This is a genomic window from Methanoculleus sp. UBA303, assembly GCA_002501655.1.
GTDB lineage: Archaea > Halobacteriota > Methanomicrobia > Methanomicrobiales > Methanoculleaceae > Methanoculleus.
Map to the genome: position 1 here is coordinate 36,342 of DANY01000002.1, position 22,695 is coordinate 59,036.

Below are 22,695 nucleotides of genomic sequence, written 5' to 3' on the forward strand. Positions count from 1 at the left end.
CCATACAGGTTATCCCCGCCCATCATGGCGGCCAACCGGATCACTTCCGGGCACAGGTCGCTCCCCCGGATGTGATACGCGCCGCGGCCCGGTTCGCAGATAGGGTCTATTCACGGTTTAGCAAAATAACCGAGTCCGTCCGGGAACTCCCTGACATTCTCGTAACTTTTGACGTCCTGCGGGGTGATTATGGTGAGCGAAGGCACGACCACGCCAAACCTGTGGGCAGGGAACCAGTATGACCCCTGCCCGTAGTCATCGGAGACATTCTTCACGCGCACCTCGATGTGCTCGATATCGAGGTGCTGAACTCTGGTATCGTTGAAGTTCAGTATGTCGAGTGCCTTTTGCTTCAGGTCGGATTTTCCCAGGAGGAGAACGAGGAACCCGATGCCGCTATCGATCGTATAGTTCATGGTGATGACGGCATCCTCTTTCTCCAGCTGGACAGTGACGTCTTTGACTGTGATGTAACTGTACCGCTCCTCACCCGCCGCAAATGCGGGAGCGACGAGAGCGGATACCAGCACGAGCACTATCCCGACCGTCACCCATTTCATACTACAATGGTGGTGGGGGGAGTCATAAAACCTTTATGGTGACCCGGTGTTGGAGAAACCTTATACTCGGGATATCGACCTAACTGCTCTCGAAATACCGGGTTTTCTATACGCCGGCGACCTGCAGCGCAACCTCGGGAGCGCCGGCACGACGAGGGACGCCTGAACCAGAGAGTCCCGCTATGCTCTCCGTTCACCGCGCTCTCCAGGGAAATGTCAAAAAAGTGCTTCGGAGCCTCACTTCGCATGAGTGAGGACAATCTCGATGCTTGAGACGTTCGTCTTTCCGGTATCGGTGTCGATCATCTCGGTTGATGTGAAGATCTCTTTCTTGCTCACGTTCGCGAGGAACCGGTTGAGCGCTATCTCCGCAGTATCGACTGCCCGTGAGATCGCCTTCCCCCGGGCTTTAATCGCAACTTCCTCCGCTCCGTTGTTGAACTGGGTGACCACCGCAAGCACGTAGTTCATGACCGGTTTGTTTCCCACGAATACTGTGTTATCCTTTATCATTAGCCCACCTCGTCTAAAGGTACTTCCTCGAGTATATCAGCTCTGCGTTGAGAACGGATGCGCCTGCAGCCCCACGGATAGTGTTGTGCCCGAGTGCAACAAACCGTAACCCTTCCCGGATTCTCCCGACAGAGACCGTCATGCCCCGTCCCCGGTTACGGTCAAGCCGTGGCTGCGGACGATCGGACTGGTCGAGGAGCTCAACTGCCTTTGCCGGCTGTAAAGGTAGATTGCTGAAGGGGGACTTAAATGTTGCGTAAGCTTTTTTCACTTCGGCAACCGGTTCCTTCACGTCGACCCAGACTGCAATGGTGTGCCCATCGATGACAGGGACCCGATGACAACTTGCACTCACGCTGAATGGAGCAGGGATCACCTCAGAACCATTGAACGTTCCCATGATCTTCACGATCTCGGTCTCTATCTTCTCCTCCTCGGAACCGATATAGGGGATGACATTGTCGTAGATGTCCATAGCGGAGACACCCGAAAACCCGCCTCCCGATATCGCCTGCATGGTTGCCGCACGCACGTCATGGAACTCGAACGGTCTGAGGGGTGCGAGGGCCAGCGTAAGGACGATCGTCGAGCAGTTCGGGTTGGTCACGATGAAACCCCCACGCCCCCGGTCCCGCTGGACGTCGATCAGGCCCAGGTGATCCGGGTTGACCTCCGGTATCACCAGCGGAACGTCCGGGTCCATGCGGTGCGATCGGGCGTTGCTGCAGACAGCGATGCCCGCATCGGCGATCTCGGTCTCAAGGGACGTCGCCACATCGGCGGGAAGCGCTGAGAAGACAAGGTCGCAGTCCTTCAGGCTCTCGACAGTTGTGGGAGTGACGACGGTATCGCTGATGTTGTCCGGGTACGGCGCATCAAGGCGCCAGTTGACCACCTTACCATACGGTTTTCCTGCACTTCGTTCAGAAGCGGTGAGTGTCTGGAGATGAAACCAGGGATGATCCGCTAAAAGCTGAACGAAGCGCTGTCCCACCGCTCCTGTGGCACCAAGCACTCCTACATTAATCATAGACAAAAATATCTGTAGTGTAGGAGGTATTAAAGAGTGTGTTTCTTCATTCCATCGAGATTGCCTCAGATGGGCACTCATCGACGCAGGTCTCGCAATCAACGCAGAGATCGACGTCAACTTTTGCTTTCCCGTCTTCCATGCAGATGGCAGAAGCCGGGCAGACATCTATGCAGGTCTCACAGGCGGTACACTTCTCAACATCAACAACTGCTGGCAATTTTTTTCCTCCGAACGTACATAGTTTATGAGTGTATTAAAAATAAATTTCGCTTTCCCCCCAGAACAGAGGCGTCTCTTATATCCCCAGGACATCCTGCATGGCGTAGATGCGCGGTTCTCTGCCGGCGACCCACCGTGCGGCCCGGACGGCACCCTGCGCGAATACCGCCCGGTCGTAAGCCCGGTGAGATATCTCGATGCACTCAAAGTTCCCCGCGAAGAGGACCGAGTGATCGCCGACGATGTCGCCGCCGCGGACGACATGCACACCGATCTCGTTCTTCCGTTCGGTCGCACCTACACGGCCGTAGACCTTCTCGCGGTCCCCGAGTTCCTGATCAAGGATCTCAAGGATGGTCTTTGCGGTGCCGCTCGGGGCGTCCTTCTTGTAGCGGTGATGGGCTTCCGTGACCTCGATATCGTAGTCGCCGAGCTCGCGGGCGGCTTCCCGCACGAGTTTCCAGAAGATGTTGACGCCGACGGAGAAGTTGCTCGATATAACCGCGGGGACGTTCCCCTCGATGGCGCTCCGGATCGATTCCCTCTGTTCGGAGGAGAACCCGGTCGTCCCGACGACGAGCGCTACGTTGTTTCTTGCTGCTGCCCTGATGTTCTCGACAGCAGCGGCCGCAACGGTGAAGTCGATGAGAATGTCCGGTTTCTTCTCTTTCAGGAACTCATCGATGCGGGCTGCAGGGACCACTTCCTTCCCAAACAGCGTCCCCTCCCTCACGTCGACACCTCCGACGAGCTCCATGTCGGGAGCCTCGTCGACGATCCGGCCGATAGTGGTGCCCATTCTTCCCAGGGCCCCGGATACGGCTACCTTAATCATAGTTCACCAGCACCTTCCTCAACTGTTCCGTCTTCTGGTCATCCAGTTCATCGAGCGGCAGCCTGACCGGTCCGGCGGCCCTTCCAATGAGTTCTACCGCCTTCTTCACGGGGATGGGATTCGTATCGATGAACATCGCCCGCATGAGCGCCGAGAGTTCGTAGTGCAGATCTTGTGCGCGGGCAAGGTCGCCCCCGCGGAAGGCTTCGTACATCTGCACCATCCGGCCGGGGTCGACGTTGGCGGTCACCGATATCACACCTGCGCCCCCCAGTGCGAGGACCGGGAGGGTCATCGCATCGTCCCCGGAGAGCACGATGAAGTCCTCGTCCCGTGTCCCCTCGATGATGCGGGATATCTGGGTGATATCACCGCTCGCTTCCTTGATCCCGACGATGTTCGGATGCCGGGCGAGCTCGATCACCAGGTCTGGCTGGAGATTCTGCCCCGTCCGGCCGGGAACATTGTAGAGGACGATGGGAAGATCGAGATCGGCGAGCTTCGTGAAATGCTTGACGAGCCCGGAGCGGTTCGGCTTGTTGTAGTACGGGCTGATGACGAGCGCGCCGTCCGCGCCTGCATCCCGCGCCGACCGGGTCAGGCGAATCGCCTCTGCAGTGTTGTTCGATCCAGTCCCTGCCAGCACAGGCACTCGTCCGTTGACGACCCCAATGGTCTCACTGATCACCTGCTCGTGCTCCTCAAACGTGAGCGTCGCAGACTCCCCGGTCGACCCGCAGGGTACGATACCATGGATCCCGCGTTGCAGCAGCGATTCAATGTTGGACCGTAATCCTTCAATATCAAGACTCGCCCCGGAGTCCTGGTGAAAAGGGGTAATGATTGCTGGAAGGATTCCCTCAAACATATAATGAGGTTTACCGCTTCCCTGTATTTATCTTTCTTGAGATGTACCCGGCAACTCTGTTCCGGACACCCTTGCTGTCGATCACGGCAACTTCGGCGACGGCGTGTTTATTCTCATCAAAGTCTCCAGTAAACCTGTCGCGATGCTTGACGATGAGTTCTTCGCCGAGGTTCTTGATATATGATGGTTTTATTCCCATGTGGACCTTCCCTTATAATTGTGCATAGGTAATGCGATTTGACAGTTTAAGAATATTGTGTGCGACCATGACCGGATCCTCCCCAAGAACCCTGATCATCGATTCTTTTCCCATGGCTCCCCGGTCGTAGATGGCGTCGGGTACGCCCTCCCTGCAGCAGGAGGCGACGCCCCAGTCCATTGTCTGCACACCCGGCGGTTCTTTCGCCCGGTCAAAGGAGCAGACCTCGAAGAGGAGGTTCTCCATATCAAGAAGAACCGCTTCAGAGAAGCGGATGTTTGCCGCGCTCCGGACCTGCGGGTTAAAGCGCATGGCCGTGATAACGATCCGGGCCACGTGATCGCTTGCCCCGAATGCAACCTCACCGACAGGGTGGACCCGGTCGCCGAACCTGACGATCCGGCCGAGGACCCCCGCCACGTCGTCCTTGCTCCGCGCGTTGGGCAGGGCGTAGACGATGTTCATCCCGACCTCCGGGATGAGCCGGGCGTCCATCCGCCCGGTGAGCAGCGCCACAGCCTCGCCCATACAGGCGATCACCCTCGCGCGGTCTTCCTGCGTCATGCTCTCTATCCCTCGTTTTGGGTGCCGCATAAGGTTTGTGCTCAGACGAGGCCGATATCGGCGCGAACTTCCGTGAGCCCCTCGATCGCGAGAAGGTAGAACGTCTCCATATCCATGAGAGACTCGATCAGCCTGATTCTATGGCGCTCGCACCCGGCGGCAAACGACTTCTCCTTGAACTTCTTCATTACCGTCCGGGGCGTGACCTCGCTGACCGCCCCGCCCTTCACCAGGGCGCAGGCGATGATCAGGCCTGACGCGCTGTCCGCCGCCTGGAGCGCGGTCTCTACGGGTCGATCATAGCCGGAGAAGAGCATGTGGTTGTGGCGCCTGACAAGATCCGCGATCTCCTCCGGGACGTCGTTCTCTATAAGGATCCGGTGGCCCTCAATGCCGTGCCGGTCCATATCCCCTCCGATAACATCGTAGTCGATGTCATGCAGGAGGCCGATAACCTCCCACGTATCGTCATCCTCGCCGAGGTGTTCTGCGACCTTCCTCATGATGCCCGCTGTGGCGTGGCTGTGCGCAATGTGAGACGGTGACGCCACGTAGCGCCTGAGGAGGGCCAGTGCCTCATCTCTCTCCATGCGGGATGGGTTGTCAGGCGCACAGAGCATAAGCATGCGGGTCTCCCGCCTATGGATAGAGATATACCTGCCCCTATCCCACTTGTGTACATGAATCTACGGGTTCTTGAGGTGCTGGCCGCATTCGGGTGCCTCGCACTGTTTGTCATACTGCTGGTGATGCTGCCCGCACTGGTGATGGGGATAGAAGGGCTGTCGTGGATGGAAGGGCCGTCATACATCATCGCGCTGGTCGTCTTTATCGCCGCGCTCAGTGTTGCAGGCTATACGATCGATAAAATGGTCGCTTAACTCCGCCTCTTCTTTATATTTTTTCTGAGCCGGTAGTAACTTAAGGGGTGGTTGACCCGCTCGCAGTCCTTATCCCGGTTAGCGCAGAGCCCAAAGGTGCGCATGGTGGCGCACGATGGTGGGGTATACTCGGTGCCGCCCCGGCCGGAGATATGCTCCACCTGGTACATCGTCTTCTCCAGGTCGAAGTCAGGCGCCCGCGCAAAGATCTCTGCAATCCCTGTGATGTTCACACCGATGGTATGGAGGAACGACGTGATGGCGAATCTGCCCATATGCGTCAGGTTTCCTCCTGTGGTGATCGCCTGGATGAGCGAGCTGATGCAGGGCGGGAACGCTTCCTCCTTAACTTCACCGAACTGCTCGAGGATCTGCTGCTGGTATGACGCAGCGATCTCTTTCGTAACCGGTTCGAGGCGTTCGCAGATCCCGGGCGGGACCCGAAGCGGCAGCTGGTCGATGAGGATGACCCGGATCCGTTCCCGGATAAGTTCATCGATCTCGCCCGGTTCGAGGTGAACCGTTCCCTGCCGCACGTCCCTGTTGATGAGCCGCCAGCGCAGATCACGCAGATGGGGCACCAGTTCAACGTAATCGGTGACCGGCAGGACAACGGTCCCGGTATTGATCCCGATACTCCAGGCAACGAACTGCCGTATCTCCGGGCCTTCGGCCTCCAGGAAGAAGGATGCGCGTTCCGCTTCATAGCGCGCAAGGCGGTCGATGAGGGATCGGTCGCCTATGCAGGAGACCAGTATCCGGGCAAGCGCATAACTCGCTATCTCAAACTCGGGCCTGAGGTTCTGCGTATTCTCATCCTGAAACTCTCGCTTCGCGGAAAGCGCAGCGATGACCCGGGCCTTTGCCCGCTCGAGCGCCGCAGCACCCGAGTTACTTCCGAGAAATTCTTCGAGCGACTCAACGTGCCGGCGGGCCAGCTGCTGGGACTCTTTTAAAAATGGGTATTTGATGAGCTCTTTGTGGTCGAGTACAACATCCATCAATCGGCCTCGATCCGAGGAGCAAGGAGGTACTCGACGTGGCCGTTGCCGTCCGCAATGTCAAAGGCAAACCGTACCGGGTGATCGACGCCGAGGTAGACCTCCACCTCATCCGCGCGTGCCATGACCCGGCCCATGTCCTTCAGGTAATCGAGCGAGAAGAGGGAGCGGGCCCGCACCGGGTTGAGTGCGACAAGTTCGTCTTCGCCGAGCGCGAGTTTGATATGGTCGGTATCTCCCTCCGCCTCCATGTAGAAGGTCATGGTGTCGGGGTCGATCCCGAGAGCGATCTTGTCGGATATGACGGCAGCCGCCTTTATGGCGCTGTTCAGAGCATCTCCTGAGAGGACGGCCTTACCAGGGAGATCGATCCCCGGAGGGTTCGGATCTTTCCGGATGGTGTTGACGTCAAGCAGCGTGATCGAGTAGCGGTAGCCTCCAAAGCTCAGTTCCAGTTTCCGCTCTTCATCGAGGAGACTGAGCGTCAGCACGTCACCTTTCCCCATCATCCCGAGGATGTTCTTCATCTTTGCGATATCCAGGCCCAGTTCTCCGGCTGTCGCCAGGAAGGTGTTGAACGCCGTGCTCTGGAGGTCCAGGGAGACCATGGCCACGTTTGCGGTATCGACAGCCCGCGTCCAGGTGTGATCATCAGCGGTGTGCAGGCGGCACTCCGTCACCAGTGCGGCGATCGCATCGATGGATTCTCGAAATATTTCTGTATCAATCGTTGCCTTTAACATTGTGACCCCTTATCAAGCTCTCGTCTAAAGTATATAATCGCACTTTTCATTTTAGTGCTTTGCGATATACCCCAACCGCCCCGTATGCCGGAACCGGACGGAACCCTATACATTCATGGTTAGCTGCATCGAAACACTATACATAATCTCCTGATCGTGCTGACAATACAACTAACCACCTGTCAGCGTCAAACGGAGGGTAATCTCGCAATGGGTTCTCAATGGACAAAAGATAGCGTCTATAGAAAGGCGATGAGCGCCGGATACCGGGCACGGGCCGCTTATAAGCTGTTGGAGATCCAGCAGAAGAGCGGGATCATAAGGCCGAGCGACAACGTCGTCGACCTCGGGGCAGCGCCGGGCAGCTGGCTGCAGGTGCTCCGCGATCTGACCGGGGGGAAGGTCGTCGGCGTGGATCTCAACCCTATTGCGCCCATGGAAGGCGTCACCACCATCGTCGGGGATTTCACTGATCCCCTTGTCCAGGAGCGCATACGGGAGGAGGCCGGCGGCATCGTCAACGTTGTAGTCTGCGATGCCGCACCGAAACTCTCCGGCCAGAAGAGTTACGACCAGGCTCGTGCAATTGGACTTGGCGAGGATGCCCTGGCGTTTGCCTGCACGATCCTGAAGCCCGGCGGCAACATGGTGATAAAGTCGTTCCAGGGGGAACTCTTCGGGGACCTGATCGCCGAGGCAAGGAAGCATTTCTATTCCGTCCGCGGATATCGGACGAAGGCGTCACGGAAAGGGAGTGCCGAGACCTACATTATTGCAAAGAATTTCAAGGGAACATGCGATGATCCTGAAGGACCCCTATAATCGGACCGTGACCAACCTCCGTATCAGTCTGACCTCCCGGTGCAACCTGCGGTGCATCTACTGCCACGCCGAGGGCGAGGTGAGCCCGAAGGAGCAGATGAGCACCGCGGATATCGCCGAACTGATGCAGGTGGGCGCGCAGTTCGGCGTTAAAAACATCAAGTTCACCGGTGGGGAACCTCTGCTCCGCCGTGATCTCCTTGACATCGTCCGCTCCGTACCGCCGGGCATTGAGTCCTCCATGACGACGAACGGGACGCTGCTTGCGGCAAAGGCAGCGGCGCTCAAGGAGGCCGGGCTTGCCCGGGTGAACGTCAGCCTCGATACGCTCCGCCCCGAGCGCTACAAAACCATAACGGGGAAGGACTGCCTCGCGGACGTTCTCGCCGGGATCGACGCCGCGATCGAGGTCGGCCTGACCCCGGTCAAACTCAACATGGTGCTCCTCGAGGGCATCAATGAGGATGAACTGGACGACTTCATGGCGTTCGTCCGGGGCAAAGAGAATCTCATCCTGCAGGTCATCGAGTTGATGGAGTTCAACGAGTGTAAATTCCACGGGGATGTGGACAGCGTCGAGCAGGACCTGAACGAGCGGGCAACACGGGTCGTCACCCGCAGGATGCACCACCGGAAGAAGTACTGTCTCGACGGCGCCGAGGTCGAGGTGGTCCGCCCACTCCATAACACGGAGTTCTGCGCATTCTGCAACCGTCTGCGCGTGACCTCAGACGGAAAACTCAAGCCCTGCCTCCTCCGGAGTGATAACTTGGTCGATATCCAGGGCAAGCACGGCAAGGAACTGGAAGACGCGTTCAGGGAAGCCGTCAGCAGGCGCAAGCCGTTCTTTGTTTGAAGCGGCTGTGCCCTGCAACGCCAACCGGAGTCCAGGCTCTACCAGGTGCGAGCAGCGCCGCCTGCCCTGGAGGGGCAACACCGATACGGTATCCCGCCCCGCCCCGGTCCAGGCACCGCCCCCTACACTGACCCCGGTCCCCCACCACCGGCCCCGCCCGGCATTTCCGGTTCCATCCCTGCCTGCATTGAAGGAGTACTTTTTGTACCACTCTCCCCAATAGGAGGGTATGCTGGAAGTGAATGAGTATGCCCGTGCCATGCAGAAGCTGTACGGCAAATCGCTGATCCTGGAAAATCCCTCCGAGTTTCATCCAGTCCTGTACTTCTACTTCACCGATGCCCTCGCCCACATCGACTTCACCCTCGGCATCCAGGCTTACAACTACATGTCGCCCCGGAATATCATGAGCATGGAGTATATGCGGTGGCGCGTGGATGAGGAGAAGGCCGGCGAGCGGGCATACTTCCCCGGGTTCATCAACTGGCTGAAGGATGAGCACCCGGAGAAGTTCGAGGAACTCCCGATGCTCTGGTCCGGCGTCTACGACCGCGACGACCCCGCCCAGTACCGGAGTTTCCGCATCGTGCTCAATCCCGACGATAAAAAGGCGATCCCGGCCAACTACCTCTCGACGTTCATCGATGAGTTCTTTGACCCGAAGTTCATCAAACAGATCTATAAGACCTCAACGCTCGCCCGCCTCTTCGATGAGTACGCGAGTAGCAGACCCGAATAAGGCTTCTGAGGAGACCACGCATGGATGTCGCTCGCCTCACCTCATCGCTCGTCCGGATCAGGAGTGAGAACCCGCCGGGGAGCACGGCTGATCTGATCGAGTTCATCAAGGAGTTCCTCGACTCGCTCGGCGTGAAGAGCCGCGTCGTCTCCCATCCGGGCGGGCGGGACGATCTCATCACGACCGAGCCTGATCCCCGCCTCCTCCTCTGCGGCCATGTGGATGTTGTCCCCGCAATCCCCGATGACTGGACGCACGACCCCCACAGCGGAGAGGTCGCTGAAGGCTACGTCTGGGGGAGAGGCGCCACCGACATGAAAGGGGGATGCGCCGCCCTCCTCATCGCCTACCGGGATCTCGTCGAGAGCGGTGTCGCGCCGAAGGCGCAGTTCGCCTTCGTCTGCGATGAGGAGACCGGCGGCCCGTACGGGATCCGGTCGCTGCTGGCAAAGAACCTGCTCCTGCCCCGCGACTGCCTGATAGCCGAACCGACGCCGGCGATGAGCCCGGCGGTCGGCCAGAAAGGCCTCTACCGGGTCGACCTCTCCTTCCGTGGCAGGCCGGGCCACAGTTCTCTCTATCCTATGGTTGGGAAGAGCGCCATCATGGCGGCGGTTGATCTCGTCGGCTACCTGCGGGAGGTCCATGCGCACCCGTTCCCGCCCGCCGAAGCCCTGCAGCCGCTCGTCGCACAGTCTGCCCGGGTCTTCCACGACGTCTTCGGGCTCGAGGGAGGAGACAACATCCTCACGAGGGTGATGTTCAACCCCGGAAGGATAGAGGGTGGGGAGAAGGCGAACATCGTGGCGGAGCAGTGCCGGATGGAACTCGATATCCGGGTGCCGTGGGGGTGCTCTCTCGACGACCTGAAGAAGAGCATCGCCGAGCATGCCCCGGACGCCGCCATACGCGAGATGGATGCCGCCGAACCGACCCTGACGCCCCCGGACGCCCGGGTTGTCCGGACAGTCTGCCACGAAGTTAAACGGGTCTACGGCATGCCGGCGGTCCCGTTCCTCCAGTGGGCCGCAAGCGACGCGAAGTACCTCCGCGCCGAGGGCTTTGATGTCGTGGAGTATGGGCCCGGGGAGATCCCGACGCTGCACGCGGTGGACGAGCGGGTCTCCGTGGAGCAGCTTGAGAAGGCTGTGGATGTGTATCGGGGTGTTATTCGCGCGTATTCCGGGTGAGGGGTTGTCGGCAGTCCAGCCGATATCTCCCATTTGTTACCGTCCTGGCGCGCCGGTCGCTCCGGCACCCGGAAAAAATGTTGTCCCCGGCACCTCCGACTGTCTTGCAAAACAATTACATGCTCTTTTCATGATGGATCAGTGTCCAGACCACTCTCAGATCGGGATGTTTCAGAGAGATCCAGACCATGCCGAAAGCAGCGAGCAGCAGGATGAACTTGATCGTAAAGAAGAGGAACGGGACTGAGGCGAGCGGACTGCTATCCCCGACGAAATATCCGTCATTGATGTAGATGGACCTGTAAAGGATGGGAAACTCAAGATACACCCACGCCTGGATTGCGTAGAAGAGCGCTATCTCCTTGTAGGAACGAGCCAGGAATATGGCAAGGAACGGCGTGATCCAGAGGAGATACTGCGGGCTGAAGACCTTATTGAATATGACGAACGCAAACGTGCTGAAGAAGAGGAACGCGCAGAGATACTCAGCGCTGGTATTCTTTGCCGAGTAATAATACCCCAGAAGGAATATCTGGACGACAGCCATCAGCAGGAGCGAAACCTGTGCGAAGAACGAGAGCCCGAGAACGTTCTCAAGGGCGAAGTCGACATAGTAGCAGAAACTGTGAGCCAGGGCGGTTCTTCCGGTGTGCGCCGTATACGTCGCGAGGAACACCGAACTGTTCAGCACCGCAAACGGCAGGGTTATTATGAGAAGCAGAGCTGCTGATGCGATGATATGGCGGCCGATGGTCCGTGGGTCCCTGCCGCTCATGTACTCGTGAAGGGCGAAGTACGGTATCGCGAGACCCGGGAACCATTTGGCCAGGAACCCGGCGACCGCTGAGAGGTAACCGCAGATCTCCTTCCGGTAAATAAAGAGGAACAGTGAGAGCATCAGGAGAAATGTCGGAAAGGCGTCGTATTTCGTCAGCACAAAATACGCTGATGAGAATGCCGTTGCAGAAAGCACTCCCGAGATGAAAGCGCATCTCTGGTCGGATACCCTCAACGCGATGAGATATACAAGCAGGGTTGTTAGAATATCAAAAATCGACATGAACACCTGGTGCGCAACAAGGTACGTCGATGGGTCCCCTGTCAGCACGGTGAAGATGAGCGGAACCAGGATCACAACCAGCGATAACTGTGGGTACTCAAGAGAGAAGTCTACATAGGGTATCGCTCCCCCGAGGACCTGCATCGCGTACCGGTAATATACCGATACATCGAAGATGTCGACAAACGAGTGAAAGATCCCGGTCGTGAAAAGTACCACGGCGACCTTTGTGATGATCGATAGGGCAATAAGCATTGCAAAGTGTTCCCGAAATTTCGAGAACTCTTTCTCTGAGAACCTTATGCCCAGCACACTCTTTTCCCGGGCTGTATCGTCGTACTGGCCCCTCACGCGGCTCATAATGCTTTTAAGTACACCCGACTGCAGATAACGCTATCCAAATGTATTGCGATGACGTACCGGTCAACTCATGGAGATCGATCCTGATTGGAATGATCCTTCCTCCCGTGGACGGGTATGGTCGGCCGGAAGGGGCCTTCCTTCCCGGTAATGCGGGGGTCTCACCGATGAACCGGCTCACGGCAGAGCGGGCAACTACTATACGGGCGATGGGTAAAACGATATCCGGGCCCCGGCCTGACTCCCTCCGGGGTGGAGTGAACTGAGCGATTGTAACTAACCTTGCAGCGATTGGAGGCCGGGAGACTCTCCCGCAGTCCCTGGAGGCAAGGGGACTTTCTCGAAGACTATGTCTCTTTCCAGGTATAGTGCCTGTTCACCGCATAATTCCAGATAAACGCGATGAGTATTCCGGCGAGGTTCGCGACGAGGTAGTAGACTCCGGCAACATCCGCGAGGAGGTAGAGGATGGCCATATTGATGACGAGCCCGCCCATAGAGACCGCCTGGAACGACCCGAACCGTTGGATCTTCCGCTCGAGCCTGAGATTATCTGCGGCCCCGAACGTCCAGATGTCGTTCCAGACAAAGTTGTTCACGATCGAGAGTTCGATTGCAATCGCGGCGGAGATGAGATAGTAGAGGCCGGCAACCTCGGTCAGGGCGTAGAGGAGCCCCATGTTGACGAGGATCCCGGAGAGCCCAACGAGGCCGAACCGGACGATCTTTGTCCACTCATCCCAGACCGGTCCGGCCCGGCGGGTTATCGAGAAGCGGGCGATGCCGGCGCACTGCCGGAGGTAGTCCACCATCGTATCCGGCCTGAGTTTGCTCGTCCCCTCCGCGCGGTCCTTAAAGATGAAGGGGATCTCGACGAACGAGTGCCACCGGCCCTTGCCGAGGACCTCCATCAGGATTTTGTATCCCCGCGGCGTGAGCGGAGCGCCGAAAACGACCTCACGCCGAACGGCAAAGAACCCGCTCACGGGGTCGGTGACCTCCGGGAAGAGGATACGCCCAAACACCGTGGCCCCGAACGATATGACCCTTCGTGCAAGCGGCCACTGCTCGATATCTCCGCCCTTCATATACCGGCTCCCGATGGCGATATCGGCGCCGCCGCGTATCGCCTCGTAGAAGCGGGGTATGAGTTCCGGCGGGTGCGAGAAATCGGCGTCTATAACCTGGAGGATCTCTGAGCGCGCCGCACCGAATCCCTCGACGACCGACTGGGAGAGGCCGTGGTCCTCCCTCCGCACGATCAGGCGCACGTTGTCACTCTGGCTAGCGATCTCCTGCACGATCTCGATCGTGCGGTCTTTTGAGGAGTCGTCAACCACCAGGACCTCGCCGCGGATGCCGCTCCTCCGGAAGACATCGTTGACCGCATCGATGATCGCGGCGATGTTCTCCTCCTCATTGAACGTCGGGATGATCACCGTCAGGTCGTATACGTCAGCCATTGTGCACCCCTAGGCTGATGTGAAGAGGTAGATTCCCATGCGCTGCCCGGCGAACGCTGCGTTCCCGTCAAGCCAGCCCACTGCATCCCCGGTGGGGTCCGCAGCAAAGATATCGGTGGTCACCACGTAGAACGCACGCCGGTCGGGGTACCGGTCCCGGATATCTTCGAGATCCTTCACGGTTGTCGCCCCGAGTTCGAGGGTTCGGTCGGTCGTGTTGCTGTAGTAGTAGTCGAGCGGCTGCGCCATATACGGCGGCAGCACGACGACAAGGTCGCCTTCCCCCGTCATCCCCCCGAGCTCCGCGGAGAATCCCCGCCAGTCGTTCTTCTGGGGCGTTGTGTAATAGGTCGATAGAAAGGGGACGCTCACGAGGACCGCCGCCGCGACAGCAAGGTAGACCGCCCTCCTGTCTCTCACGAGGGCATAGAGCCCGGGATACGCCGACGCAATACCGACGAAGTAGACCGGAAGGAGGTAGATGAGGTAGCGGGGTATCATCGGCATCCTTGAGGAGAGGATGAGGCTTGCCACGAGCGGGAGGACCATCATGAAGATGAGGAGGAGTGCCCCGTCTCTGTCCTCGCGCCAGGTGTAGGCGACGCCGAGCACGAAGAGGAGGATGAAGGGTACCAGGATGAGGTCGCTGAACCCTGATACCTGGAGGAGGGTCTGGTAGATGACATCGAGTCCCTGGATGCCGAACGTCGGGGTGGACGAAGTCCTCACGAGAAAGAGATTGACCGTTACGATGAGCAGAGGAAGGCTTGCGACGACGAACGCGACGACCGAGAAAGCCAGGTTTCTCGCGTTCCGGACGTCATGCCGGAACTCGCCGGCGCGGGTGAGGAGGGCGTGGAGGATGAGGACGGCGACCGGCACGATGGCGTAGAAGTGCATCCAGAAGGCGACCGCGGAGAAGAGCCCGAAGAGGACCCATGAACGGGCCTCGTTCGACCGGCTTGCTCTTACGTAGAAGAGCAGCGCAAGGGAGAAGAAGAAGAGCATCGGGGCGTATGCTCGGGCTTCCTGCGAGTAGAAGATGTGGAAGGGCGAGAACGTGAGGAGAGCAGCGGCGATGAGCCCGATATTTCGGTCCCGGAACTCCTTTCCGATGAGATACACAACCGGGATCGTCAGAACGCCGAGGAGTGCGGGGAGGAGGCGGAGCACGAACTCGCTATCCCCGAAGAGGAGCATCCCGTGCTCCAGCCAGTAGAAGAGCGGCGGGTTGAACTCCCCGCCGGCGGTGCTCTCCCAGATGCCGATGAGCGACTGTCGGGCAAACGTGAGGGTCGAAGCCTCGTCGAGCCAGAGCGAGTTCCAGCCGAGGTTGTAGAACCGGAGGAGAAACCCGACGAGCGTCAGCCCGATGAGGGCCTGCAGGTACCTGCTGGTTTTGACAGACGCCACGAGGGTATCGAAGGAAAGAGCCTGCGATGCTGCTGGAGTGGGGTTGCCGGCGTCAAGATCTCCGCCGTCATACGTCTCGACCTCACGCTTTGTCCGTTTCCCCTGCTTTCTGCCCATGTTTAATCATCAGTCATTGACTGCAAACGCTGATATACGTTACTGGATGCTTCAGGCAGGTATCAGGGACGTTTGACACTCTCCCCGGGCTAAAGCCGGGAGATTCTTGTTTCGTTGACCGGGACTTGCACCGCCAGACTTGGCGGTGTAGCGGTTCTGATCTCCACAAGCGTCGATTCGGGTGTGCCCCACCCTACGGCTGCTCGTTTCAGAATATTCTGTGCGGCATTCAGATCTCGCGGGACGGTATACCCACAGACCGGACAACAATGGGTCCGCTGCCAGAGGTCTTTCTTCTCCCGGTGCCCGCAGAGGAAACAGTCCTGGGTCGTATACGCTGGATCAATGAGGTGGACATACTTACCAGCATTCGCAGCTTTGTAGCGTATGAACTCTCTTGCCTTGTACCACGCGGCATCGAGAATAGATCTGGATCTGCCGCGGAGTTTCGCGTCCAGCGACTCAACCATCGGTTTGATGTTCAGGTGTTCCAGAGCGATGTGATCATATCGATCAACATAGTACCGGCTCCACGTGTGCAGGAAATCGTTTCTCCGGTTCTCCACCTGCTCGTGGATCCGGGCAACCCTGACCCGCTGCTTGCGGCGGTTCCTGCTGCCCTTCACTGCCCGGGACAACTTTCGCTGAGCACGCCGCAACCGTTTTGCCGACTTCCTGACGTTGTGCGGGTGCTCGAAGACCACTCCGTCGGTATCGGTGGAGAAGTTCTCCAGATTCAGGTCGATCCCGACCGCCCGGGTGCCGGTCGTCGGTTCGGGCGTGTCCGGAGTCTCGGAGATGATCGCCACAAACCACTGGTGAGCAGGCGTGTGCTTGATCACGATCTGCTTGATCCGCCCGGGTACCGGGCGGCTGAGCTCGATCGGCATCTCTCCGATCTTGCTCAGCCAGAGGCGGTTCCCCGTGAGTTTGAACCCGCTTTGCTCGTAGATCATCGAGTGAAGCCACTTCTTCCGCAGCTTGCCGACCTTCCTCCCCTTTGCCTTCAGTCCTCTTAGGGCAATCAGGTTGTGAACGATCTGCTGAACCACGTTCTGCAGAACCTTGCTGTGGACTTCCTTCAACTCAGGGTACTCTTCTTTCAGCTTCGGGAGACAGGAATCCCGGTATACCTTGTTCTCAAGACACCAATGCCGGACAAAGGAGCACCTCGCAAACCCGGTGAACAGCCGCTGCTCAACGGCGTGAGAGGGGTATGCTCGGTACCGGGTGACGTGTCGCATTCCAGACTCCACGAATCCGTGAGTGCTCATCAGGCTATAATCTATCCCGCGTGGGGTGAAAGTGTACAGACCCGGGGGTGCAATTCAGCCCCACGGCTCAAGTCGGGGGCTTGCTTGCACCCCGAAAACCCCGGATCTGTAAATCCCTTTTGCCGGGATATTTGGACATCGTACGTCACAGGTGCCTTGCAGGCAGCATACAGGAGCCCGGCACCGTGGCCGATTCTTTTTCCGTCGTGTACTCAACACGACGTCCCCTGCGGATGATCACCCTCGAAGAGGGGGCTGTTCTTCTTTCAGAATGACTGTGCCGGATGCCCGGGAGGCGCAATTATTGAATCAGCCAGGGATTTCGGCTATAAATGCAGTCCTTACATATATTTGGGGTATAAAATATTTCTCTGAGAATCTGAGAGTAAAAACATAAATATCCCTTTGCATAATTCCTCTACGGTGACCTGGGTGTATAAATCGTTCCTTGTCGTTGCAGTAATGATCCTGATCCTCGCATCCGCCGGGTGCGCAGAGTTGCCGGCCGGTGGCGAATCCGGCTGGTCCGGCATTTTTTCGCCGTCAGAATCGCCAGAGACGCCAGACGGGCAGGACGCTGACCCGGGGTATCTGACGCCGGTGACCCCGTACCCCACTGCAACAAGCAGTATGGCCGGCCCCACGTTCAGCATGCTGCCGGAGGTCGCGCCGACGCCCGACATGTACGTGATCATCTACAACCGGACGACACAGTTTACTCAGACGACGGAAGCCTTTGCCTTTGACCTGACCGCACCTCCGCTCCTCATAGACTTTGATGTGGAGCCGAAGATGATCACGCGGGAGGTGCATGCAAAAAGCGACTACACGGACAGGAAGTATAAGAACTACAAGCAGACCTTCCCGAGCGAAGATGCGTGGTTTAAGGTGACCGTGCGGGACCGCGGCACCGGCGCGATTGTGGCCGAGAACGGCTTCGGTAAACTCTACAGCGCAGATACCCATAAGCAGATCTACATGGGCCGGCCCGGAAACTACCAGATCGAGCTCGCCGGAAACGATGTGAAGGTGCATGTGCTGATGCGTGCAGGGGGCGTGTAGGCCTGCGGGCATACACCAACCAGCATCGCTACTCCTCCCGGGTCCTGCTGGGAAGAGACCGGGGCCCGGCCTCTTATTCCGGACCCTGCAGCCCCCCCTCACGGGGCCCAGTTTTTCCGGTGAGCAATCCTTTTTAACCAGGACAACGTAGTTATTAGGGGTAAGACACTTATTTTCGTGTCCCGGTAGGGTAGTGGATATCCTAGAAGCCTGCGGAGCTTTTGACCCGGGTTCAAATCCCGGCCGGGGCGCTTCGATTTTCTATACTGGCGCTAAAACAGCGCCTTATTACAAAAATTCGCTATGCGTTTATTATTCATTCAGAGTTATGCTCCCTGATCCACTCGAATCTGTGTTTTCCCCCGGTGCGTGATCCCCGGGCTCCGGGCACATCGACACTGAAGAAGGCGCGCCGCTTCCATCCCCGCACCTGTTGGCCGGGGTCTTCTCGCTCATGCCGCCTTCAACCCCGCGAGATAAAATATCTTGCTCCGCGGGGTCCGGGCTTTCGCGGATGCAAGGCTGGGAGCCCCCACCGGCTCGTGCCCTCCTGGAGATACCCATGCTCCGGCGCTTCGGGACCGCCTTCGGTGTGTATTTATGCGCCCGGTTCCAACATTCCCGCATGTGGGCTGACATCTCACGGGAGTTCGCCGATTCACCGTCCCAGACCAGGGTAGTCAGGTTCCTGCTGGAGAACGGGTTCGGCATCAACGAAGAGGGGCGCATCGTCTGCAACGGCATCGAGATCCCGGCCACGCACATAGGCAGGGCGATCGAGACTGACCGGAGAGTCGTAGACGCCACAGCCCGCCGCATCCTCGAAAACCCAGAGCTGCGGGAGGTCTTCATCCGCATGCGCGCCTCACCCGACCTCTCCCGGGTCGCCGAGGCTCTCGGCCTCTCGGTCATCACGCTATACCCAAAGGACGCGCAGCAGAAGGGGATCGTCGGCGCGGCGGTCAAGGTCCTCGTCGACCACGACCTCTCCATCCGCCAGATATTCGTCACTGACCCCTACCTTGCAGAGGAGCCGAAACTCGTTATGATCGTGGACGAGGCACGGGTCCCGGCGTCGGTCTACGAAGACCTGCGTGCGCTTCCGCAGGTAAAACGATTGATTATCTGAAGAGTTCCATATCAAGTCCGAGCCGGCAGATCCGCTCCCTCTGCCTCCTCGGGAGAGCAATCGCGTGCTGCAGCCGCTCCTCCATCGTTATAATACGAGTTCCCTTTACCAGGTTGTCGGCATGGGCGACGATCTTCTCCTCGAGCGTCCAGGGCATGCAGTCGCGCGGCACGAGGTTAAGGAGCGAGCACTCGTCGGCCGTCAGCCCGGCGCCGATGTGCCGCTCGACGATGGAGACAACCGCTTCATCGAGGCCGAGCGAGCGGCAGATCGCGCCGCCCACCCGGGCGTGGCGAAGGTCGTGCGTCACCCCCCGGCCGATATCGTGGAGGAGGGCGCCGACCTCAACCAGGTCGCGGTCGACCATAGGATCGGAGGCGTAGGTGAGCGCGAGATCACGCACCACCCGGCAGTGTGCGATGACCCCTTCGGAGCACCCGGCGCGCCGGAGAAGATCGATGCAGTCCGGCTCACGCACTCCCAAGGCTCTCCTTGATCTTGTCGACCCTCCGCCGGAGGGCGGTGGCGACGAGTTCGTTGTCGAAGTGTTCGAGCATCGTTTCACAGTTCGGGCACTCGAAGTTCCAGTTCGCCGAATCCGTGAAGGTATAGATGACGCCGCAGTTCTTACACATATAGAAGTCGTTCTTCTCCTCGTAGGTGAGCCGCGCATCGAGATGGTCGAGCACATCCCGAATCTCCTCTTCGATCACCTCGTGGACGCGGTCCAGGCGGAGGTGCCAGAGATAGGTGAGCCAGCCGGTCTCGGAATTCTTCAACCGCCGGTACTCGGCGAGGCGCTTCTCATAGAGTGTGTAGAGGGTATGGCGGACAGTGTTGAGGTTGACGCCGGTCTCCTCGGCAAGTTCCTCGTCGCTGTGCTCCTCTCCCTCAGGGAACTTTCTGATAAGTTCGATGCCCTGCTCGCCGATCATGTGCAGGATATAGGCGTTGACCGCCGGGTCTTTTAGCAGTTCAGTGACAGATACCATGCTCAATTCTCCCCCGTAATAGTTATTGTATAATAGTCCAGCATCGATGTGCACCATACTGTGCTCTCAATCCTTAATGCCCTTTCCCGTATGGGGGGGCTGACGGCCCCTCACGGCAGAGATACGACCGTGCTCCGAAGATCAGCCTTTGATCAGTCTCCGGACAGTTTCGGCGTTCCTCTCCAGGTCCGCACACGCCGCCGCCTCGGTCTCGGCGCACCCGTAGACGCTTACGAGGGCGTGGCCCTCCTCGAACTCGGTGCCGGGCCAGGGAATGTCCGCGATCCGGGGTGCTAGCGCCGAGAGGTCCACGTCAAGCCGCATATCCCGCTCCGCAAAGAGGATCCGCCGGACCGCGACCCTTCGAGCTGTCGGCATCGCCGTCGGAATCACCCCGCGGCAGGCGTCCATGTGCATGCCAAAGACGCTCTCTCCGGTCGCCATCTCAACCGTATCCAGGGTGGCCTGGAACCGGGGATTGATCTCAATCGCCCATGGCTTCTCCCCCGCCATGAAGTCGATCCCGACCGAGCCCATGCATCCGCTCGCGGCGGCAATCCGCTCCGCCGCTGCGATCATCTCCCCGGCGAGCGGGTGGGAGAACGGAGTGACCGACCCGGCAAACCCGTGTGAGCTCCCCCCCTCCCCCCTCAGGATCTGCCGGTTGACGGCTATAGCCCGCGCGTGCCGGCCGTCCGCAACGCAGGAGACGCTTGACGGAATCCCGTCGACGAGAGCCTGGGCGACGTAGGGCACGTCCGGCCAGGCCTCCTCCCACCTGCGGAGTTCCTCCTCCGTCCGCGCGATGGCGTTTCGCCATCCCCCTGCTCCCCGGCGCGGCTTGACCATCACCGGGTAGTGACCGGCCCCGGCAAGCGACGGGACCGGCACGTCCAGACCTTCGAAGAACCGCTGGATCTCCAGTTTGTCGAGGAACCGCTCCACTTTGTGGGGCGGCGTACCGCAGAGCGGTATCGTCGTCCCGACGGCCTCGGCGCCCGAGGCGACGACGAGCGCATCGACCCGGTGACGGGCGGCGAGCTCGGCGATCTTCTCCGGGAGTTCGGCGAGGTCGCCGAACGTCAGACAGTCCTCTGTGCACCAGGCAAGGTCCTGGTCGCAGAAGTGATCGACGGCGTAGACCGTGTAGCCGGCCCGGTGGGCCGACTGCGCCACGTGCCGCGTGGCAAACCCGGCAACCAGAACCCGGCCCTTCACTGCTCCACCGTCTTCTTCCCCACCTTCGTCGGCTCGATCCGGATCTTCGCATCCGGATACTCCCGGTTGAGTTCCCTCCCCTCGAAGAGGTGGTCGAGGAAGAGGGCGAGGCTTGCGATCTCCGAGTGGGGCTGTGTGGTCACCGAGACGTTGTAGTCGGCAAGGCCGTAGATATCGCCCGGCACCTTCTCCGCTCCCACCACGACGAGCACCCGCTTCTGGTCCCGGACCTCGTCGATGACGTCGGTCATCCGGAGCCCGTACATCGTGAGGTGGACGACCTTGCCGCCGCCGGCCTTCCAATCCTGGATGCACCGCCGCCACTTCACATCGTTCTCCGCAAAAAAGTCTCCTCCCCACCGGGATGCCACATCCTCGATGCTCGCGATCACGCCGGGGTCGTCTGCGGCGAGATACATCCCCTGGGCCCCGAGCGCCCGCGCCGCGAGCCCGACATGGGTCGTCACCCGCTGGTCGCGTTCGGGCCGGTGGCCTATTCGGAGCACTGCTACGGTGGGCATACCACTCACTCCTCGCTCCTCTTCGCCCTGATAATGCCGTTCTCGATGACGAACGGCATATTATCCTTCGCACACCGGCACTGGCACCCGATCAGCGACTCCTGTAGAGAGAGAAGGTGCACCATCTCCCCGGACCGCCGGACCAGAAGATACCGCTCGAGGCGCTCAAGCGACGCCGCGACAGCACCAGATTCAAAACCGGTGGTTGCTACCAGGTCTTCGGCCGTAATACCGCCGGTTTCGGGAATCCGATGGTATACGACCCAGTCCAGATCTTCCTCACGCACACCTATTCTTTTTTCCGGACAGACCGATATAGTTATTCATGCGCCGCCTGCACCGTTCCGGCTCTGCGGGCCGCCGTTCGGGCGGTTCCCCGGCAGACCGGAGGGGTGCGGAGCGGCAGAAGATATGGTGGGAACTGAGTATGGTCGATTATGCGGAACTGGCAGACCTTGCCGAGAGTCTCTTTGAGGCGAGCGACGATGACGACGAACTTCTCGCAGAGAAGCTCGATACGGTTGACGGAGAGACCCGGAGAGCGCTGCTCTCCTCCGACCTCCTCAACGCCTATCAGGTCTTCTACTACTGCTTCCGGGAGGCGCCGGATGAGCTGGCGAGGGAACGACTGCAACTCCATGCGGCATCCGACCTCGCTCGGGGGATTGTCATCGATGAGGTCGATATATACGATGTGATCTTCTCTCTGGAAGACGGGGAGCCTGTCCTCCTCATCACCGACGGGGAGAATACGCTCGCACGGTTCGAAGGAGAGCAGGCATACGGGGATATGGTCAGGTACCTGGACGAGTCCCTCTAGTGCAACGATTCCAAATTATCGGACTTATTTAGTACTCGTCTCCCCTCCCGATGGGGCTGGTGCCGGATCCGGATCTTCCCCTGCGGTGGACCGTGGTGGCTATCGCCATGGGGGGAGAGGCTGATGGGGAGGGGGCCTGCCCCCTCCCCTGTCTCCAGGTATGCCGGTAAACGCCCCCCCCCCCCCCCCCCGCCCCGCCCCCCCCCCCCCCCCCCCCCCCGGGGGCGCCGGCGCGGGGCGGGC

At 59.4% G+C, this 22,695-nt stretch carries 28 protein-coding genes and 1 tRNA gene; 9 read left to right on the top strand and 20 right to left on the bottom strand.

The features are described from left to right. Positions 1-110 precede the first annotated feature (110 nt). The 9 genes from BP846_RS00385 to BP846_RS00425 form a co-directional block, all read right to left on the bottom strand. The gene (locus BP846_RS00385; RefSeq protein WP_292392066.1) at positions 111-560 is read right to left on the bottom strand and encodes a hypothetical protein; all 450 of its coding nucleotides are present in this window, start codon (positions 558-560) and stop codon (positions 111-113) included. Positions 561-797: 237 nt separating this feature from the next. After that, positions 798-1,073: a DNA-binding protein Alba gene (gene albA, locus BP846_RS00390; RefSeq protein WP_292392067.1), complete on the bottom strand. Its 276-nt coding sequence runs from the start codon at positions 1,071-1,073 to the stop codon at positions 798-800. A 13-nt stretch (positions 1,074-1,086) separates the two neighbouring features. Further along, positions 1,087-2,103, bottom strand: coding sequence for an aspartate-semialdehyde dehydrogenase (gene asd, locus BP846_RS00395; protein ID WP_292392068.1), 1,017 nt, complete (start codon positions 2,101-2,103; stop codon positions 1,087-1,089). A 46-nt stretch (positions 2,104-2,149) separates the two neighbouring features. After that, complete coding sequence (locus tag BP846_RS00400; RefSeq protein WP_292392069.1) at positions 2,150-2,323, bottom strand: 4Fe-4S binding protein; 174 nt, start codon at positions 2,321-2,323, stop codon at positions 2,150-2,152. A 78-nt stretch (positions 2,324-2,401) separates the two neighbouring features. Further along, entirely contained in the window at positions 2,402-3,160 is a 759-nt protein-coding gene (dapB, locus tag BP846_RS00405) for a 4-hydroxy-tetrahydrodipicolinate reductase (protein ID WP_292392070.1), read from the bottom strand. After that, positions 3,153-4,028, bottom strand: a complete 876-nt coding sequence (gene dapA / locus BP846_RS00410; RefSeq protein ID WP_292392071.1) for a 4-hydroxy-tetrahydrodipicolinate synthase — start codon at positions 4,026-4,028, stop codon at positions 3,153-3,155. Before dapA ends, dapB begins: the two co-directional genes overlap by 8 nt. Before the next feature lie 10 nt (positions 4,029-4,038). Then, a complete protein-coding gene (locus tag BP846_RS00415; protein WP_292392072.1) occupies positions 4,039-4,227 on the bottom strand; it encodes a 30S ribosomal protein S17e in 189 nt (62 codons plus the stop codon). 12 nt (positions 4,228-4,239) lie between these two features. Next, positions 4,240-4,791 carry a thiamine-phosphate synthase family protein gene (locus BP846_RS00420; protein WP_292392073.1) on the bottom strand — a complete coding sequence of 184 codons (552 nt, stop codon included), beginning with the start codon at positions 4,789-4,791 and terminating at the stop codon, positions 4,240-4,242. Positions 4,792-4,832: 41 nt separating this feature from the next. Beyond that, positions 4,833-5,381, bottom strand: coding sequence for an HD domain-containing protein (locus tag BP846_RS00425; protein WP_292392074.1), 549 nt, complete (start codon positions 5,379-5,381; stop codon positions 4,833-4,835). A 90-nt stretch (positions 5,382-5,471) separates the two neighbouring features. On the opposite strand from BP846_RS00425, the gene BP846_RS00430 reads away from it, so the two are divergent. Next, a complete protein-coding gene (locus BP846_RS00430; protein WP_292392075.1) occupies positions 5,472-5,672 on the top strand; it encodes a hypothetical protein in 201 nt (66 codons plus the stop codon). On the opposite strand, the gene priL is transcribed toward BP846_RS00430, so the two are convergent. After that, the gene (priL, locus tag BP846_RS00435) at positions 5,669-6,673 is read right to left on the bottom strand and encodes a DNA primase regulatory subunit PriL (protein ID WP_292392076.1); all 1,005 of its coding nucleotides are present in this window, start codon (positions 6,671-6,673) and stop codon (positions 5,669-5,671) included. The two genes, BP846_RS00430 and priL, sit on opposite strands and share 4 nt — an antisense overlap. After that, positions 6,673-7,416, bottom strand: coding sequence for a DNA polymerase sliding clamp (locus BP846_RS00440; RefSeq protein ID WP_292392077.1), 744 nt, complete (start codon positions 7,414-7,416; stop codon positions 6,673-6,675). The genes priL and BP846_RS00440 overlap by 1 nt, the downstream gene beginning before the upstream one ends. Before the next feature lie 210 nt (positions 7,417-7,626). On the opposite strand from BP846_RS00440, the gene BP846_RS00445 reads away from it, so the two are divergent. The 4 genes from BP846_RS00445 to BP846_RS00460 all read left to right on the top strand — a co-directional run bounded on the left by BP846_RS00445 (position 7,627) and on the right by BP846_RS00460 (position 11,023). Continuing rightward, positions 7,627-8,238 (top strand): RlmE family RNA methyltransferase, encoded by a 612-nt coding sequence (locus BP846_RS00445; protein ID WP_292392078.1) that lies wholly within the window; start codon positions 7,627-7,629, stop codon positions 8,236-8,238. Beyond that, on the top strand, positions 8,216-9,094 hold the full coding sequence (gene moaA, locus BP846_RS00450; protein WP_292392079.1) for a GTP 3',8-cyclase MoaA: 879 nt from the start codon (positions 8,216-8,218) through the stop codon (positions 9,092-9,094). Before BP846_RS00445 ends, moaA begins: the two co-directional genes overlap by 23 nt. A gap of 229 nt (positions 9,095-9,323) precedes the next feature. After that, on the top strand, positions 9,324-9,833 hold the full coding sequence (locus BP846_RS00455; RefSeq protein WP_292392080.1) for a hypothetical protein: 510 nt from the start codon (positions 9,324-9,326) through the stop codon (positions 9,831-9,833). Positions 9,834-9,853: 20 nt separating this feature from the next. Then, on the top strand, positions 9,854-11,023 hold the full coding sequence (locus BP846_RS00460) for a M20 family metallopeptidase (protein WP_292392081.1): 1,170 nt from the start codon (positions 9,854-9,856) through the stop codon (positions 11,021-11,023). 115 nt (positions 11,024-11,138) lie between these two features. On the opposite strand, the gene BP846_RS00465 is transcribed toward BP846_RS00460, so the two are convergent. From BP846_RS00465 to BP846_RS00480, 4 genes are all read right to left on the bottom strand, one after another. Continuing rightward, positions 11,139-12,443 carry a hypothetical protein gene (locus BP846_RS00465; protein ID WP_292392082.1) on the bottom strand — a complete coding sequence of 435 codons (1,305 nt, stop codon included), beginning with the start codon at positions 12,441-12,443 and terminating at the stop codon, positions 11,139-11,141. A gap of 347 nt (positions 12,444-12,790) precedes the next feature. Next, entirely contained in the window at positions 12,791-13,906 is a 1,116-nt protein-coding gene (locus BP846_RS00470; RefSeq protein WP_292392083.1) for a glycosyltransferase, read from the bottom strand. A 9-nt stretch (positions 13,907-13,915) separates the two neighbouring features. Further along, a complete protein-coding gene (locus BP846_RS00475) occupies positions 13,916-15,436 on the bottom strand; it encodes a glycosyltransferase family 39 protein (RefSeq protein WP_292392084.1) in 1,521 nt (506 codons plus the stop codon). An 89-nt stretch (positions 15,437-15,525) separates the two neighbouring features. Further along, positions 15,526-16,680 carry an RNA-guided endonuclease InsQ/TnpB family protein gene (locus BP846_RS00480; RefSeq protein WP_292392085.1) on the bottom strand — a complete coding sequence of 385 codons (1,155 nt, stop codon included), beginning with the start codon at positions 16,678-16,680 and terminating at the stop codon, positions 15,526-15,528. Positions 16,681-17,133: 453 nt separating this feature from the next. Here BP846_RS00480 and BP846_RS00485 point away from each other — a divergent pair, with 453 nt between their 5' ends. The 3 genes from BP846_RS00485 (at position 17,134) to BP846_RS00495 (ending at position 18,901) form a co-directional block, all read left to right on the top strand. Beyond that, positions 17,134-17,772, top strand: coding sequence for a hypothetical protein (locus BP846_RS00485; protein WP_292392086.1), 639 nt, complete (start codon positions 17,134-17,136; stop codon positions 17,770-17,772). A 179-nt stretch (positions 17,773-17,951) separates the two neighbouring features. After that, a tRNA-Arg gene (locus tag BP846_RS00490) sits at positions 17,952-18,023 on the top strand. A 374-nt stretch (positions 18,024-18,397) separates the two neighbouring features. Then, positions 18,398-18,901, top strand: coding sequence for a regulator of amino acid metabolism, contains ACT domain protein (locus BP846_RS00495; protein WP_292392087.1), 504 nt, complete (start codon positions 18,398-18,400; stop codon positions 18,899-18,901). Here the strand turns inward: BP846_RS00495 and BP846_RS00500 are convergent. The 5 genes from BP846_RS00500 to BP846_RS00520 all read right to left on the bottom strand — a co-directional run bounded on the left by BP846_RS00500 (position 18,894) and on the right by BP846_RS00520 (position 21,919). After that, entirely contained in the window at positions 18,894-19,379 is a 486-nt protein-coding gene (locus BP846_RS00500; RefSeq protein ID WP_292392093.1) for an HDIG domain-containing metalloprotein, read from the bottom strand. The two genes, BP846_RS00495 and BP846_RS00500, sit on opposite strands and share 8 nt — an antisense overlap. Further along, positions 19,372-19,893, bottom strand: coding sequence for a transcription factor (locus BP846_RS00505; protein WP_292392088.1), 522 nt, complete (start codon positions 19,891-19,893; stop codon positions 19,372-19,374). The genes BP846_RS00500 and BP846_RS00505 overlap by 8 nt, the downstream gene beginning before the upstream one ends. Positions 19,894-20,034: 141 nt before the next feature. Beyond that, on the bottom strand, positions 20,035-21,111 hold the full coding sequence (locus tag BP846_RS00510) for an ATP-grasp domain-containing protein (protein ID WP_292392089.1): 1,077 nt from the start codon (positions 21,109-21,111) through the stop codon (positions 20,035-20,037). Beyond that, the gene (locus tag BP846_RS00515; protein WP_292392090.1) at positions 21,108-21,632 is read right to left on the bottom strand and encodes a tRNA (cytidine(56)-2'-O)-methyltransferase; all 525 of its coding nucleotides are present in this window, start codon (positions 21,630-21,632) and stop codon (positions 21,108-21,110) included. The genes BP846_RS00510 and BP846_RS00515 overlap by 4 nt, the downstream gene beginning before the upstream one ends. 5 nt (positions 21,633-21,637) lie before the next feature. Beyond that, positions 21,638-21,919, bottom strand: coding sequence for a MarR family transcriptional regulator (locus BP846_RS00520; RefSeq protein WP_292392091.1), 282 nt, complete (start codon positions 21,917-21,919; stop codon positions 21,638-21,640). Between the two features lie 38 nt (positions 21,920-21,957). Here BP846_RS00520 and BP846_RS00525 point away from each other — a divergent pair, with 38 nt between their 5' ends. Next, positions 21,958-22,452 (top strand): hypothetical protein, encoded by a 495-nt coding sequence (locus BP846_RS00525; protein ID WP_292392092.1) that lies wholly within the window; start codon positions 21,958-21,960, stop codon positions 22,450-22,452. The last annotated feature ends 243 nt before the right edge of the window (positions 22,453-22,695 follow it).